We start from the raw sequence: 14,747 nt of genomic DNA on the forward strand, positions 1-14,747 counted from the left end.
TTTTATTATATTTAAATCTAATGCTATGTTTAAGCTGCCCGTTGCATATGATTGTCTATGCTATTAATATTTCTATGACATAGAGTATAATAGCACAGTGTTGAAATCAATACGATTAAAGCAGATATAAAGTACATTAAATGGTAGTTTGTATGAGCTGCTATCATGCCAAGGATAAAGGCTCCTAGACCCATACCTGTATCATAGATTAAAAAGTATGTTGAAGTTGCAACCCCACTGCGGTTTCCAGGACATAGACTTACTGCCATAGTCTGAAAGGACGAGAAAAGCGTTCCATTGCCTACTCCGATAATTGCACCACTGGCCAGAAACATAAATGGCCCTTTTGCCAGTGCTAAACTAATAATCCCTACTATAAGAATGAAAAATGCCGGATAAATAACTGTATTCGCCCCGGAGCGATCGAATAATTTTAACACAAAAGGCCTAGATAATATAAGCATTATAGCATAACTTACAAAAAAGTAGGCAGCGACCTCTGAAGCCCCAATCTGTTTTGCATATATTGAAGAAAAAGTAGATATTCCTGCATAAGCAAAAGATACAAATGAACCAGCAATGGCTATTGACGCAACATTCGGTTCAAAATATCTTTTCAGACCCTGGTATTCCTGTACTATAACCTTTCCCTTTACTAATGTTTTAGGAATACGAACGATATTTCCAAATAAAAAAGATAATACAGCAAATATTGCAGTGGTGATAAAGAATAGTTTAAAGCTACCGTGTGCTATCATAGTAAGTCCTAGAAAAGGACCAATTACCATTGCCAAGTTCATAAAAGTAACGAAATACCCAAGCCCCTCTCCTCTGCGTTTTTCAGAAACGAGATCCGTAATAACAGTACAAAGTGCAGTATTGGCTAAGGCAAAACCAATACCATGGATAAATCGTAATATTAACAAACTAGAAAGATTCTTTACTTCAATATACATGATGCTGGCCACTAAAAACAAGGAAAGGCCTATGAGCAGCATTTTCTTTCTTCCGAGTTCATCTACCCATTTTCCGGCGAAGGGCCTGAATATCACAGACCCAATCAGAAACATGGTCGTAGCAAGACCTGCCTGCTGACCACTTCCACCCAATCCGTTGGTAACAAATAAAGGAAGTACTGCCATTTGAGAGTAAAATATCATAAATAAGAAAAAGCTGCTGATACAAATATATATATATTCCTTACTCCATACCCCATGTTCTTTCATATTTATTCCTCCATTTCATTATTGGCACTAACGTTGTTATGTGCGTTTATATTTTCAGCTATTTCTTCTAGTACTTCTTTCCATAAAGTTATTCTCTCCTCAGACAAACCTTTAAATACGCTTTCCATAATCTCTGATTCTATTAGAATTATTTTTTCATTCATTTCTTTTCCGCTTTCTGTTAGATACGCTAGAAATGATCTCCTATCTTCCTTATTGGGTCCCCTTCTTACAAGTTTCTTTTTCGCCAGTTGATCCAATAACCTGGTTATATTTGTCTGATCTTTCACCATTCGTATAGATAATTCCTTTTGACTTATGCCTTCCTGTTCTCCCAACCTTCGAATGACTCCCGCCTGCTCCGGTGTTAAATCGTAGGGTTTAAAAAAACTCATTGCAAACTGATTTAATTTTCGAGAAGCATTATTAAAGATAAATCCTATGTAATCATTAAGTTGCATTTTAACTCTCCTTTCTAAAAGTACTTGCTATAGCAATTATAATCACTGCATGTATATTTGTCAAGCAGTAGTAAAGCTTAGAACTTGCAGAGTTTTCACTATTACTCTTTTTAGTTGTAGATTTGAATTTTAATCTTTCAAATAATTTATTTAGCATTCCTTTATCCTATATTTTTGTGTAAAATAAGAAAGGGAGAAGCCACCTAGCAAAGTTTCTTCTCCAAATCTAAATAGAACTAAAAATAGCTCACAACCAAGTGGATTTTCTTAATGTTAAAGTTTCACAATATCTTACCCTCCCCGATTTATATTGCTGGGTTTAACTAATTAATTTATGCTATTTTTCACCCATGATTTTGTACCAAAATACAAAAAATCAAAAAAATAGGGTATTGACCTTAAGGCCAATACCCAAACTTTATTTTCTCTAAACCTTCATGTTATAAGGCTTTACGAGCTATCTTATACTATTTATTTTATTTTTTACTTGGTCTTGGATTATTAACTTCAGCTTGTGCAGCTGCAAGTCTTGCAACTGGAACTCTGAATGGTGAACATGATACATAATCAAGTCCAACATTGTGACAGAATTCAACAGAAGATGGGTCTCCACCGTGTTCTCCGCATATTCCAAGTTTTATATTAGGTCTAGCCTGGCGTCCAAGTTCAACAGCCATTTTAATAAGTTTGCCTACGCCTACTTGATCTAATTTTTGGAATGGATCAAATTCGTAAACTTTCTTTTCATAATAGTGTTTTAAGAAGGTTGCTGCATCATCTCTTGAGAATCCAAAAGTCATTTGTGTTAAATCATTTGTTCCAAATGAGAAGAATTCAGCTTCTTTTGCTATTTCATCAGCAGTAAGAGCTGCTCTTGGTATTTCAATCATTGTACCAACCATGTATTTTAAATCACTGCCCTTTTCAGCTATGATTTCATCAGCTACTCTTACTACTATATCTTTAACATATTTTAATTCTCTAACTTCTCCAATTAGAGGAATCATTATTTCCGGAACAATATTGTATCCTTTTCTATTCTTAACATCTATAGCAGCTTCAATAACCGCTCTAGTTTGCATTTCAGCTATCTCTGGATAAGATACTGCAAGTCTGCATCCTCTATGTCCCATCATTGGATTGAATTCATGTAATGATTCAACCGTAGCTTTTAGCTCATCAAAAGTTATTCCCATATCAATGGCTAATTCTTTTATATCCTCATCATCATGTGGTAAGAATTCATGTAGTGGTGGATCTAAGAATCTTATTGTAGCTGGTCTTTCAGCAAGTTCTTCATAGATTCCTATAAAGTCTTTTCTTTGCATTGGTAATAATTTTGCAAGAGCCACTCTTCTTTTCGCTTCGTCTTTAGCAACAATCATTTCTCTTATGCCCATTATTCTATCAGCATCAAAGAACATATGCTCTGTTCTGCATAATCCTATGCCTTCAGCTCCATATTTAACTGCTTGCGCTGTATCTTTTGGAGTATCTGCATTAGTTCTAACTTTAAGACTTCTTATCTCGTCAGCCCAGCCCATAAATGTTTCAAAGTAACCGCTTATTTCAGGTTCAACTGTTTTAATTACTCCAGCATATACATTTCCTGTACTTCCGTCCATTGAAATAAAGTCACCTTCATTATATGTTAGTTCACCTATTTTGAAAGTTTTCTCTTTTTCATTAACTTTTATATCTCCACAACCAGCAACACAACAAGTTCCCATTCCTCTTGCAACAACCGCAGCATGAGAAGTCATTCCGCCTCTTACTGTTAAGATACCTTCAGAGGCAATCATGCCTTCAATATCTTCTGGTGAAGTTTCAAGCCTTACAAGGACAACTTTTTCTCCAGCTTCGTGCCTAGTTTTTGCATCTTCTGCAGTAAAGCAAACTTTTCCACAAGCAGCTCCAGGAGATGCTGGCAGACCTTTGGCAATTACTGTAGAGTTCTTTAAATCTTCTACATCAAAGTTAGGATGAAGCAATGTATCTAGTTGTTTTGGGTCAACCTTCATCATAGCTTGCTCTTTTGTTAACATTCCATCTTCAACTAGTTCCACAGCAATTTTTAATGCAGCTTGTGCAGTTCTCTTGCCGTTTCTTGTTTGTAGGAAGTATAATTTCCCATCTTCAATTGTAAACTCCATGTCCTGCATATCTTTATAGTGAGTTTCAAGAGTATTAACAATAGCCATGAATTCGCCATATACTTTTGGCATATCTTTATGAAGTTGTGATATATCTTGAGGCGTTCTTATCCCTGCAACAACGTCTTCGCCTTGTGCGTTCATTAAGTACTCAGCATAAATTCCTTTTTCTCCAGTAGATGGGTTTCTTGAGAATGCAACTCCAGTTCCTGATGTTTCTCCCTTGTTACCAAATACCATTTCTTGAACACTTACTGCTGTTCCCCAATTTCCTGGAATGTCATTGAGTCTTCTATACACGTTAGCACGAGGATTATCCCATGATCTAAATACTGCTGTAATAGACTCAATTAATTGACTTGTTGGGTCACTTGGGAATTCTTCACCTTTATCTTCTTTATAGAATTCTTTAAATTGTATAACTAATTTTTTTAAATCATTAGCATCCAGTTCAGTATCGAATTTTACGCCTTTTGCTTCCTTCATAATATCCATAATGTTTTCAAAGTTTCTTTTTTCGACGCCCATAACAACGTCAGCAAACATTTGAATAAATCTTCTGTAAGAGTCATACGCAAATCTTGGGTTATTTGTTAGCTTTGCCATAACTTCTACTGTTTCATCATTTAATCCAAGATTTAAAATTGTATCCATCATACCAGGCATTGATGCTCTTGCTCCAGATCTAACTGATACAAGCAATGGATTTTCTAAACTTCCAAATTTCTTTCCAGTAATTTTTTCAAGATCAGCCATTTTAGAATGTATCTCATTAACAATCTCAGATGCAATTAATTGGCCATCTTCATAATATTTATTACAAGCTTCAGTTGTTACTGTGAATCCCTGTGGTACTGGAATTCCAAGGGTGGTCATCTCTGCAAGGTTTGCACCTTTTCCGCCTAGAAGATTTTTCATTGAAGCATTACCTTCGCTAAAAAGGTAAACATATTTTTTATTTTCCATTCCATACAACCCCTTCGATTATAAATTATATATGATAATGGGTATAAAGTGTCCAACCTAGAACAAACAGTACCCACTTTCACTCACTTTAGTTATTTAGCCATTTTCACCCATTTTCACAAATAATTTTGTAATATTAGTTTTGGATATTTTACCCATAACTTGAAATGTTTCTTTCCCACTTTCGAATTTCCTTTCTACCACAGGTAGACTGTCTACTTCGTGTTCTATAATCTTTTGTGCGGCTAAATAAATACTATCTTCTTTTTCAACAAACACTATATTGGGCATTCTAGTCATTATAATCCCTACAGGTACTTTGTGCATATCTGTACCACCCATAGCCATTTTAAGAAAGTCTTTTCTTGATACTGCCCCTACTAAATTGCCATTATTATGTATAAATAAAGTGCCAACATCATTCAAAAACAAATGTACTATAGCATCGTAAACCATTGTTTCTTCTGTTGCCATTATAGGTTTTGACATTACATCTTTAACTTTAATATTTCTTATATAATCATAAACTAAACTATAAGAGGGTTTCTTTGAATAAATATATCCTACCTTAGGCCTTGCGTCTAAAATACCTGTCATTGTGAGTATTGCCAAATCTGGCCTTAGTGCAGCCCTTGTTACTCCTAGCTTATTCGCTAAACGTTCACTAGTAATAGGTGGATTTTCTTTAACTAATCTTATAATCTCTTCTTGTCTTGGTGTTAGTTTTATTTTTCCCACCCTCTTTCTATTTTAACTTACTAAACATGATATATAATTTCTATTTTTGATATATTTGTTATATTTCCAATATTAGAAATACAAACGATTGCATAACGTATTATTATACTAGAATTTTACATACCATTTGTAACATTGTACCACATTTTTAATATATATTGTAGGGTTTTTTTATGATTTTTTGTTTAAAAAAATAAAATATTCCCATATTATTAATTTCTTATTAGCGATATTAAGGTAAAGTTATACAAATAGTTAAATTTTCCATTCTATAAAGCCAGCAATTGTCGATTGCTGGCTTTATAGAATGGAAAATCATTTTGATAGAGGTAGTTAAAAAGTGAAATTTTAAAATAAAATCATTATTTTTATTCCTTTTCCTCTGTTTTTTCCTCTTCTTTTACTTCTTCTTTGTTCTTATCAAATTTTACAGTATATTGGTATACATTTTCATTGCTATCATCTTTACTGCTTTTAGTAAAAGTATCTTTTTTGTCATTAAATTTTTCTTTTACGTCTTCACTCATATCGTTCATTTTACTTTTTACGTCTTCAACTGTATTTTTAATAATAGTATTAACTACTTCTATAGAACCATCTGCTTTAGTTATTTCAATAGTAACTTTGGTAAGTACTGCTGTTAATATTCCTATACCAATTAGCGCAGGCATAATATAGAGACTAATTAGACCTGCTGCAATACCAGCATTAACAGGTATGTCTACAACTACAGTTTCATCTTTTTTTATTTTTATTCTTGTAACATTTCCTTTTCGTACAATATCTTTTATTGTTGCTACAAGTTCATCCTTAGTAGAATACATTTCTTCCATATTAAATTTATTAACCCTTTTTTGCTTTGCTTCAATATAAATGAGTGCGTTAACTACGTCACTATCACATTCCTCTAATGCTTCCTTAGCCTCAGTATATGATACTCCTGTTCTCTCTTTTATTATGTCAATTTTTTCTAGTGTAATTTCTGACATTAAAATCATCCTCCTTATAATTTTTCTTGGTTAACAAATTTTTACTAGTTGTTATATTCTCTTAAATAATCAAACATTTCTAGACTCTTTGGTTTTCGTGCATAATTTTGAGAAATGATAATAGATAAAATTTTATATAACTCAAGCTTTGATTCTTTAGACACAACTATTCTATTAATCTTATCCATACCGAAATTATTTAAGAATTTTAATGTATTATATGTAGGGTTTGAAATATATATACTATTTACCTTTTCACAATCTTTACAAATAGGACCATAAGATTGTAAATCAATATTATTAGATATTGTTATTTTTTTTCTACATCTAACACATTGTTCAAAATCCAACCCATAACCTGTTGCCTTTAAAAGTTTTGTTTCAAACGCTCTTGCTAATATTTCTATATCCATAACGTCATTTTTTATAAAATAAAAGGCACTAACAAGATCTTTAAAAAGTTCACTATTAACATCTTCATTTTCCATGGATATATCAATTAACTCGTTAAAATACGAGGCATAAGTAATTGTGTCCAGGTTCCTTAACAATTGCTGAAAAGAATCTATAATTGTAACTTCATTTATTGTATATAAATTTTTACCTTTAAAAAGCACAAATTCGGCATAGCAGCAAGGTAATGTGGAGGACACATATTTACTTTTATTTTTCCTGGCACCCTTTGCTATGGCTGTTATTTTACCAAAATCCTCAGTAAAAAGCCAAACTAGCTTATCAGCTTCTTTAAACTCTTGTGTTTTTATGACAATAGCTCTAGTTTTTAAAATTGCCATAAAATCATCCCCTACTTATATCCCAATTCTTTCAAAATACTTGAAGTATCTCTCCATTCTTTTTTTACCTTTACCCATAATCTTAGGTTTACTTTTTCCCCTAAAAATTTCATTATATCTTGCCTTGCATAAGTAGAAATTTGTTTAAGTGTTTTTCCACCTTTTCCAATTATTATCCCCTTATGAGAATCTTTTTCACAAAGCATATTAGCTTCAATATGATACATGTTCCTTTCATCTCGTTTCATAGAAATAATTTCTATTGCTATTCCATGAGGTACTTCTTGGGACAATAGTTTCAAAGCCTTTTCTCTTATGATTTCAGTTATAATAAATCTTTCCTGTTGGTCTGTAATCATATCCTCTGGGTAATAAAGCGGTCCTTCTGGAATGTTCTCCACTACAAGTTTAGTAACTATGTCAACATTCTTACCTTTTATAGCAGCTATAGGTATTATTTCTTTAAAGTTAAAATACTCCGAATAACTCTGAACAGTTTTAGCTACCCTCTCTTGGGTATTCTCATCAATCTTATTGACTAATAAAAACACTGGGATATTACTGTCTTTTAATTGTTCAAGAATGTGCATATCACCTTTGTCAACTTCATCCCCAGGTGTAGTTATAAATAATATTACATCTACTTCACTGGTAGATTGTTGCGCCACTTTAACCATATATTCCCCTAGTTTATGTCTAGGTTTATGCATCCCTGGAGTATCTACAAATATTATTTGAGAATCTTTAGTTGTTAAAATAGTTTGTATATTATTTCTTGTAGTTTGGGGTCTATTAGACACAATTGATAATTTTTCCCCCATAATAAAATTTATTAATGTAGATTTACCTACATTAGGTCTTCCGATAATAGTTACGAATCCCGATTTAAACATATTTCCTCCTTCTGGTTATCTTAAGTAGATAGTATTTAGCAATCTCTTTCTATCTTACTTTAATAAATCTTCTTTAGTAAATGCGCCTGGTAATATTTCTTCCATATTCTTTATTATATAATCATCTTCACTTTTCACTAATATAATATCTATATCTTTTGTGGCAAATTCTACTATGACTTGTCTGCAAATACCACATGGATAGGTATGGGTTGACATATCTCCAACTATTGCTATAGCTTTAATTTTTTTATGTCCTTCCGATACAGCTTTAAAAATTGCAGTTCTTTCGGCACAATTAGTAGCACCATAAGAAGCATTTTCTATGTTGCATCCAGTATATATTGAGTCATCTTCCGTAATAACTGCTGCACCTACTTTAAATTTTGAATAAGGCACATAAGCATTTTCTCTAGCATCTATTGCAATTTTAGCTAACTTTTTATAATCCATTAATACACCCCTACACAATTAATTTAAGGCTCATGATAATAAATAACAATTAAAAATCACGTATACCAATTATATCATTAAATATTAGTATTTCAATAATATTATATATTATATTTTATTGGACTGAGTTGAACTACACATTATCCTAAAACTTTAAATAATAGCAAGGTTAATAGTGTCCCAAAAATGCCGCCAAAAATAACTTCTAAAATAGAATGAATTTGTGAATCAACTCTACTTTGTGCCACTATTGCAGCTAGCAAATAAGATAATACCATAATAAGTGGTTCCGTAGTTAATAAGGTTATTGCTGTGGCTACTGAAAAAGCTATGGTACTGTGACCACTTGGCATTCCTCCTCTAAATGGAGTTCCCTCATCATAAATTGATTTAACTACTACTGCAGCAATACAAACTATAACTAGTATAAAAAATATCATGTCAGGATTAGATTTTTTAAGCTTTGCCATCATTGTTTTATTAAAAGGGGTTAATCTATCCCAGAAGATAACATAGCCTACAAGGACTGCATTTATAGCAGTCACTAGCACTGCGCCTGCAGCAACATTCTTAGCAATCTTGGCTAAGGGGTGATAAAAATTTGTGGTAGCATCTATTGCACATTCTACTGCAGTGTTTATCATTTCAGCCACTATAACCAAGGTTATAGTCATGGTTATAATCAAAAGCTCTATCCTTGATAAGTCATAAAAAAAAGTGGCAGACAGCACTATTATTGTAGCTATCATATGTATCTTCATATTTCTTTGTGTTCTAATGGAATATATAATCCCCTCAATAGCGTAATTAAAACTATCAACCAATTTTTTAACTTTCATACTCAACCGCCTTTGAAAATATTGTAAGTAACCCAATTCTATTTAAATAATTATTAATATAATTTATCTAGATATCTTAAAATCACTCAATATTTCTTCTTCTCTTTTCCTCATAATTTTTTTCTCTGCCACCTCCATGTGATCATATCCTAACAGATGTAAAATTGAATGCACTGTAAGGTATGCACATTCGCGAATAAAGGAATGGCCAAATTCTTCACTCTGATGCCATGCTTTTTCTAGTGATAATGCAACATCCCCAATTACTAACCTTTCATCATTTAGATCACTTTGGTCAAATTTATAATTTATATACTCATCTTTAAACACCTTGTTTTGTGGATAATCCAGCATTGGAAACGATAGTACATCTGTTATTTCATCTATACCACGATACTTTAAATTTATTTTTTTAATTTCTTCGTTGTCAATTAATATAACACTTACTTCATTATCTATAAGAAGTTTTTCCTCTTTAAGTGTATATTCAATGACATCTTTTATGGCAGTTTCAAGCTCTGTTGTAACGTCTATCTTATTTTGCCTATTATCTATAAAAATCATACTTGTTTTACTCCTTTATTATCTTTTTCCCATTTATCCAAGGGATATTCTATTCTCTCATGGTATATTCCCGAAAACACTTTTAAAAATGCCTTTCGTATTTTTTCTAAATCTTTCAGAGTTAAATCACAATTATCTAATTGTCCATCATTTAGTCTGCCTTTTATTATCTTGTTGACCATTTCCTCAATTTTATTTTTTGTAGGATTTGGAATTGATCTCACAGCTGCTTCCACTGCATCAGACAGCATTATAATTGCGGCTTCGCGGCTTTCAGGATTTGGCCCCTGATATCTAAAATCCTCTTCCTTAATCTCATCTGGAGTCTCACTAGAATTTTTCATAGTTACATAGAAATATTTAACTAGTGTGGTTCCATGATGTTGTTGTATAACATCTTGGATCGCCATGGGTATCTTAAATTCTTTTGCAAGATCTAAGCCATCCTTTACATGTGAAATTATTATAAGTGTACTTAGATTAGGAGTTATCTTATCATGAGGATTATCATTTCCCAATTGATTTTCTTTGAAAAAATAAGGTCTCTTTATCTTGCCAATATCATGATAATAGGAAGAAACTCTGGCAAGCACTGGATTAGCACCAACTACTTCTGCTGCCACCTCGGATAAGTTCGCTACTAGCACAGAATGATGATATGTTCCTGGGGCTTCCAAAAGTAACCTCTTTAAAAGTGGGTGATTGGGGTTTGAAAGTTCTAAAAGCTTCACTGTAGTTACTATATCAAAAAAGCTTTCAAAAAACGGTAAAAATCCTATGGTAAGCACTCCAGATATAAGACTTGCAAGTGACACCATTCCAGCCTTTTTTAAAACATCAACTATACTATTACTTAGCAAAAATCCCATAGAAAGATAAAGGGCCAAGTTTATCATTGTAATATATATGGATGAATATAATATATCGTTTCTTTGTTGCATTTTCTTGAGTAACATAACCCCAATAATAGAGTTTAACACTGCTAATACAGTAATTTCAAAATTAAAATTAACTGCAACGCTAATTAGAATACAATTAAGAATATTTAAACCTATAGATACTTCATCGTCAATTAAAATGGCCATGAGCATTGGTATACAGGCTAGTGGAATTACGAACAGGGAAATTATACCTAATACTCTAGCCAGTAATATAGCTATTATACTAAGAATATTAAGCATAATTAATTTTTTTATATCCTTAAATATCTCCGGTTTATACTTATATAAATAAAACCATTGAAGTAATATGACTAAACACACTAGCCCTGCTAAACTTAAATATAAGGACCATTCAAAATTGGTGGTATTATCTAGGAGTCCTAATGATTGAAGCAGTGCCTTTTGCTGCGTGGTTATTGGTTCCCCTTCCTTTACAATAATTTGGTCCTTCTTAATCATGACAGGTTTAACGCTTTTTCTCGCAGCTTCCATCAGAAGCTCTGTTTTTTCTTTATCATATCTTGTATTAGGCCGAATTTCTGCATTTGCAATAGCCATCCCTATTTCTCTTATATCCTTTGTAAAATTCGAGTCGTTAAAAGCTGTAGCAATAATACCCTTCGCCATTATAATCTCTTCAGGCTTATCTTCATTAATTATAAATGATGCATTGAGTGTGGTCATTGTATCTATAAGAAATTGTTCTAAATCATCAGCCTTTTTCTGGTCTAAGCTTATTAAAACCTGATATTTTTCAATGTTAAAACCAGCAATTGGATTACTCGCCTTGAAATCTATTTTTTCCTTTTCTGATAATATCTTTCCAGTTGAACTTTTATTTAACTTGCTTACTGCAGAAAATAATTTCCTAAAACTAGCTATAGCCTTATCATTCACTGGGACTTTAATTGTTTTTTTCTCTACATTTTCTACAGCCTTAGTTTTACTAACTTCTGTGGATACTTCATTTTCAACTTCTCTAGGAGCTTTTATATCTATTTTTGCAATATCCCCCACATTTAGTGTATATTTTTGGGGAACTAAAGCTGTTACTAGAATCGAATACATAATAACTGCTGTAATTATAAAAATTAGATATGGCTTTGCTTTATTAAGCGTTATAAGTTCTCTAATATTTTTCATATTCTATCCCCACCTTTTCTTCTCAAGTATTCTAAAAAATATATGAAATATTATTATCTTTGAAATACTATTTATCTTTGATAATATCATTTATCTTCGAAATATTATTTATCTTCGGTAGCAATATTTTCTTCAGCAACAACCACTACTCTTATGATGTACTTATCTTTATCTTTTTTTACATCTACGATCTTATCCATAACCTTTACATTTTTATCTAATTTTTTTAAAATATTAGAATATATTTCCTCTGTTATCTTAGTTGCATCTGCATGTATATTTTTTTCCTGGACTTCATAATAAATTTCTTTGTCTATAAACTTATCGTTATTTTCTATTTTATCATAATTACCATATGGAATTAAGCTATTTTTGAGATAAATTTTTTTATTCAAAAATTTAATGTATAAATTACTTATACTATTTCCTGTTTTAATCCTTGATGTACTGGATAATGGAACTTCTTTTATCTCCTCGTAAAAAGTTTTCGCTATAACTTCTCCCTGCGCACGTACAGGGTAAAGACTTCCCTCTTTACCTTGCTCCCCCTTAACTAATATATCTCCCTTTTGTATTGAATCTCCTTTTATAACAACGGCTGTTCCTTCTGTGGTAAATACCCTAACTACTATACCATCTTTATTGGCTATCAAATCACGAGGTGTTCCATCCACAATTATAATAGGTGGTGATTGTCTTTCTATTACATCAACTTTTAGCTTAACACCTTCAATCCTAGCTTTTACCCACATTATCTCATCATTACTTCTTAGAATTCTATTTTCAATGTCGTAAACATCTATATTTTTCTTTCTGAGTCCCGTTGTAACTCCAAACCCCTTAATTTGATTACGTAATTCAAATGGGCTTATATAGTGTTCCGTACTAATTTCTATATTCCATACAAATGTAGATAAGTAATATATTATGCATGCAAACAAAATCACTCCAAGTAATAGTGCAGACCGACTTCTTATTTTCATTAAAAAAAAGGATAATCCATTCCTTCCTATAATAATAACTCTAGTATCCGTTTTTTTTGCAATTTTGCTAATTTCAACATAATCAGATAATTTAACATCTAACACTAGAGTTGTTATATTAACCTTTTTTATGTTTTTAGCTGCAATGCCATTTTTCCATAATAAATTAATAAATTTTTCCGGCATAAATGATTCAATTTCCATTGTAATAGTCCCTTTTTTATATTTTTTTAAATTATTCATTGCCTTCATACACAACAGATTTAAAGTTACCACTTAAAGTTATTGTGTTTCCCCCTATAAATAATATTTTAAAATTTTTCCCATATATAGAAATTGGTCCCACATTGGAATTTATCTTTATTTCTTCTTCCTCAAAAATTACTACACCTCTATGGTTTTCTATATTTATTTCATTATTGGCCAAAATAGTTATTTTGGGTAAATCTAGTAGTATATCCCTTGGCAAATCTAACTTACTCGCTATAGTTTCCTTTGTTTTAGAAAATTTATTTTCCATATATCCACCTCATAAAGTACTTCATATTAAATTTATGAAAAAAAAACACAAGAAATTACAGTTTTTAAATTTTATAATTTTCAAAGCAAAAAAAGACTCAGCACAGGCTGAGTCTTTTATTTATTTAAATATTGTTTTACTATTTCACAAGCAAGTTTACCATATGCTTTGCCCATAACTTAAGGCAACTCGGTAAACATAATTTTTTTCACGTGTTCCATGCTATTAGTTCCCAATTCTACTACTGTTTCTCTGAATGTCTCTAAAATTTCTAATTTATTTACTGCTGAGGAAGGTATTCGAACAAAATTTTATTTTATCTTGTTTGTTTCCATTATAAAAAATTCTATTTGAATTTTCTCTTTCTTGCAGCTTCTGATTTTAATTTCTTTTTAACACTTGGCTTTTCATAGTGCTCTCTTTTTCTTACTTCTCCAAGCACTCCACTTCTTGCGCATTTTTTCTTAAACCTTCTTAAAGCGTTCTCAATGGACTCGTCTGCTCCAACCTTAATTTCTGACATCATTATCCCTCCCTCCGCTAGCTCAATTCAATTTAAAAACAGCTAATGCGGGGCCTAAATAGCACATTTTTTATTATACAACACAATTTTACATAATGTCAACATTTTCATTGCTATTTTGATATATATAATGTATTTAAATATAGAATATACATCAAATTTTAACATTTAAAATTAGTTATATTTTAACCAGGTGGCCACTGAAGCATCCTGCCCCCCAATAAATGAAAATGCACATGCTGAACAGTTTGCCCCCCTTGCTGCCCACAATTACTAACAATCCTATATCCACTTTCTGAAATACCTAAAGTGACCGCAACTTCCCTTGCAACCATAAATATATGACCTATTAATTCTGATGACTCTTGTTTTAAGCAATTTAGGTCATCAATATGTTCCTTTGGAATAATTATAACGTGTATGGGTGCCTGAGGACTTATGTCATTAAATACTATAACTTTATCATCTTCATAAAGCACCTCACAGGGTATCTGCTTTTTTATGATTTTACAAAATATACAGTCTTCCACATAATCACCTCCTACTATCCTATTGCAATAC

General features: G+C 31.8%; 16 protein-coding genes. All 16 read right to left on the bottom strand.

The annotated features are described in order from the left end of the window. Window positions 1–29 precede the first annotated feature (29 nt). The 16 genes from G9F72_RS17650 to G9F72_RS17725 all read right to left on the bottom strand — a co-directional run bounded on the left by G9F72_RS17650 (window position 30) and on the right by G9F72_RS17725 (window position 14,716). Window positions 30–1,226 (bottom strand): MFS transporter, encoded by a 1,197-nt coding sequence (locus G9F72_RS17650; RefSeq protein WP_164955937.1) that lies wholly within the window; start codon window positions 1,224–1,226, stop codon window positions 30–32. A gap of 2 nt (window positions 1,227–1,228) precedes the next feature. Beyond that, complete coding sequence (locus tag G9F72_RS17655; RefSeq protein WP_164955938.1) at window positions 1,229–1,687, bottom strand: MarR family winged helix-turn-helix transcriptional regulator; 459 nt, start codon at window positions 1,685–1,687, stop codon at window positions 1,229–1,231. A 1-nt stretch (window position 1,688) separates the two neighbouring features. Then, window positions 1,689–1,844: a hypothetical protein gene (locus G9F72_RS17660; RefSeq protein WP_164955939.1), complete on the bottom strand. Its 156-nt coding sequence runs from the start codon at window positions 1,842–1,844 to the stop codon at window positions 1,689–1,691. A gap of 319 nt (window positions 1,845–2,163) precedes the next feature. Beyond that, on the bottom strand, window positions 2,164–4,806 hold the full coding sequence (ppdK, locus tag G9F72_RS17665; RefSeq protein WP_164955940.1) for a pyruvate, phosphate dikinase: 2,643 nt from the start codon (window positions 4,804–4,806) through the stop codon (window positions 2,164–2,166). Window positions 4,807–4,902: 96 nt separating this feature from the next. Further along, window positions 4,903–5,535 carry a helix-turn-helix transcriptional regulator gene (locus G9F72_RS17670; protein ID WP_411955963.1) on the bottom strand — a complete coding sequence of 211 codons (633 nt, stop codon included), beginning with the start codon at window positions 5,533–5,535 and terminating at the stop codon, window positions 4,903–4,905. 377 nt (window positions 5,536–5,912) lie between these two features. Beyond that, entirely contained in the window at window positions 5,913–6,533 is a 621-nt protein-coding gene (locus G9F72_RS17675; RefSeq protein WP_164955942.1) for a DUF4342 domain-containing protein, read from the bottom strand. A gap of 44 nt (window positions 6,534–6,577) precedes the next feature. Continuing rightward, on the bottom strand, window positions 6,578–7,327 hold the full coding sequence (gene recO, locus G9F72_RS17680) for a DNA repair protein RecO (RefSeq protein ID WP_164955943.1): 750 nt from the start codon (window positions 7,325–7,327) through the stop codon (window positions 6,578–6,580). Between the two features lie 11 nt (window positions 7,328–7,338). Beyond that, window positions 7,339–8,220 carry a GTPase Era gene (gene era, locus G9F72_RS17685; protein WP_164955944.1) on the bottom strand — a complete coding sequence of 294 codons (882 nt, stop codon included), beginning with the start codon at window positions 8,218–8,220 and terminating at the stop codon, window positions 7,339–7,341. 54 nt (window positions 8,221–8,274) lie between these two features. Further along, the gene (locus tag G9F72_RS17690) at window positions 8,275–8,673 is read right to left on the bottom strand and encodes a cytidine deaminase (RefSeq protein WP_164955945.1); all 399 of its coding nucleotides are present in this window, start codon (window positions 8,671–8,673) and stop codon (window positions 8,275–8,277) included. A 140-nt stretch (window positions 8,674–8,813) separates the two neighbouring features. Continuing rightward, window positions 8,814–9,512, bottom strand: a complete 699-nt coding sequence (locus G9F72_RS17695; protein WP_164955946.1) for a diacylglycerol kinase — start codon at window positions 9,510–9,512, stop codon at window positions 8,814–8,816. Between the two features lie 63 nt (window positions 9,513–9,575). Then, on the bottom strand, window positions 9,576–10,076 hold the full coding sequence (gene ybeY / locus G9F72_RS17700; protein ID WP_164955947.1) for an rRNA maturation RNase YbeY: 501 nt from the start codon (window positions 10,074–10,076) through the stop codon (window positions 9,576–9,578). Beyond that, a complete protein-coding gene (locus tag G9F72_RS17705) occupies window positions 10,073–12,160 on the bottom strand; it encodes an HD family phosphohydrolase (protein WP_164955948.1) in 2,088 nt (695 codons plus the stop codon). The genes ybeY and G9F72_RS17705 overlap by 4 nt, the downstream gene beginning before the upstream one ends. Before the next feature lie 104 nt (window positions 12,161–12,264). Then, window positions 12,265–13,386 (bottom strand): sporulation protein YqfD, encoded by a 1,122-nt coding sequence (gene yqfD / locus G9F72_RS17710; RefSeq protein ID WP_224676157.1) that lies wholly within the window; start codon window positions 13,384–13,386, stop codon window positions 12,265–12,267. Further along, window positions 13,379–13,663 (bottom strand): sporulation protein YqfC, encoded by a 285-nt coding sequence (gene yqfC, locus G9F72_RS17715; RefSeq protein WP_164955950.1) that lies wholly within the window; start codon window positions 13,661–13,663, stop codon window positions 13,379–13,381. The genes yqfD and yqfC overlap by 8 nt, the downstream gene beginning before the upstream one ends. A gap of 346 nt (window positions 13,664–14,009) precedes the next feature. Beyond that, a complete protein-coding gene (rpsU, locus tag G9F72_RS17720; protein WP_124998347.1) occupies window positions 14,010–14,186 on the bottom strand; it encodes a 30S ribosomal protein S21 in 177 nt (58 codons plus the stop codon). 185 nt (window positions 14,187–14,371) lie between these two features. Next, complete coding sequence (locus G9F72_RS17725; protein ID WP_164955951.1) at window positions 14,372–14,716, bottom strand: histidine triad nucleotide-binding protein; 345 nt, start codon at window positions 14,714–14,716, stop codon at window positions 14,372–14,374. Window positions 14,717–14,747 lie beyond the last annotated feature (31 nt).

The sequence above is a fragment of the Clostridium estertheticum genome (assembly GCF_011065935.2).
Classification (GTDB): Bacteria; Bacillota; Clostridia; order Clostridiales; family Clostridiaceae; genus Clostridium_AD; species Clostridium_AD estertheticum_A.

What these genes read in the sequence shown, in the direction of transcription:
- rpsU (WP_124998347.1), bottom strand. Translation starts at nt 14,186, where the DNA reads ATGTCAGAAATTAAGGTTGGAGCAGACGAGTCCATTGAGAACGCTTTA.
- ybeY (WP_164955947.1), bottom strand. Translation starts at nt 10,076, where the DNA reads ATGATTTTTATAGATAATAGGCAAAATAAGATAGACGTTACAACAGAG.
- G9F72_RS17675 (WP_164955942.1), bottom strand. Translation starts at nt 6,533, where the DNA reads ATGTCAGAAATTACACTAGAAAAAATTGACATAATAAAAGAGAGAACA.
- G9F72_RS17695 (WP_164955946.1), bottom strand. Translation starts at nt 9,512, where the DNA reads ATGAAAGTTAAAAAATTGGTTGATAGTTTTAATTACGCTATTGAGGGG.
- G9F72_RS17690 (WP_164955945.1), bottom strand. Translation starts at nt 8,673, where the DNA reads ATGGATTATAAAAAGTTAGCTAAAATTGCAATAGATGCTAGAGAAAAT.
- G9F72_RS17650 (WP_164955937.1), bottom strand. Translation starts at nt 1,226, where the DNA reads ATGAAAGAACATGGGGTATGGAGTAAGGAATATATATATATTTGTATC.
- ppdK (WP_164955940.1), bottom strand. Translation starts at nt 4,806, where the DNA reads ATGGAAAATAAAAAATATGTTTACCTTTTTAGCGAAGGTAATGCTTCA.
- yqfD (WP_224676157.1), bottom strand. Translation starts at nt 13,386, where the DNA reads ATGAATAATTTAAAAAAATATAAAAAAGGGACTATTACAATGGAAATT.
- G9F72_RS17660 (WP_164955939.1), bottom strand. Translation starts at nt 1,844, where the DNA reads ATGCTAAATAAATTATTTGAAAGATTAAAATTCAAATCTACAACTAAA.
- G9F72_RS17705 (WP_164955948.1), bottom strand. Translation starts at nt 12,160, where the DNA reads ATGAAAAATATTAGAGAACTTATAACGCTTAATAAAGCAAAGCCATAT.
- yqfC (WP_164955950.1), bottom strand. Translation starts at nt 13,663, where the DNA reads ATGGAAAATAAATTTTCTAAAACAAAGGAAACTATAGCGAGTAAGTTA.
- era (WP_164955944.1), bottom strand. Translation starts at nt 8,220, where the DNA reads ATGTTTAAATCGGGATTCGTAACTATTATCGGAAGACCTAATGTAGGT.
- G9F72_RS17655 (WP_164955938.1), bottom strand. Translation starts at nt 1,687, where the DNA reads ATGCAACTTAATGATTACATAGGATTTATCTTTAATAATGCTTCTCGA.
- recO (WP_164955943.1), bottom strand. Translation starts at nt 7,327, where the DNA reads ATGGCAATTTTAAAAACTAGAGCTATTGTCATAAAAACACAAGAGTTT.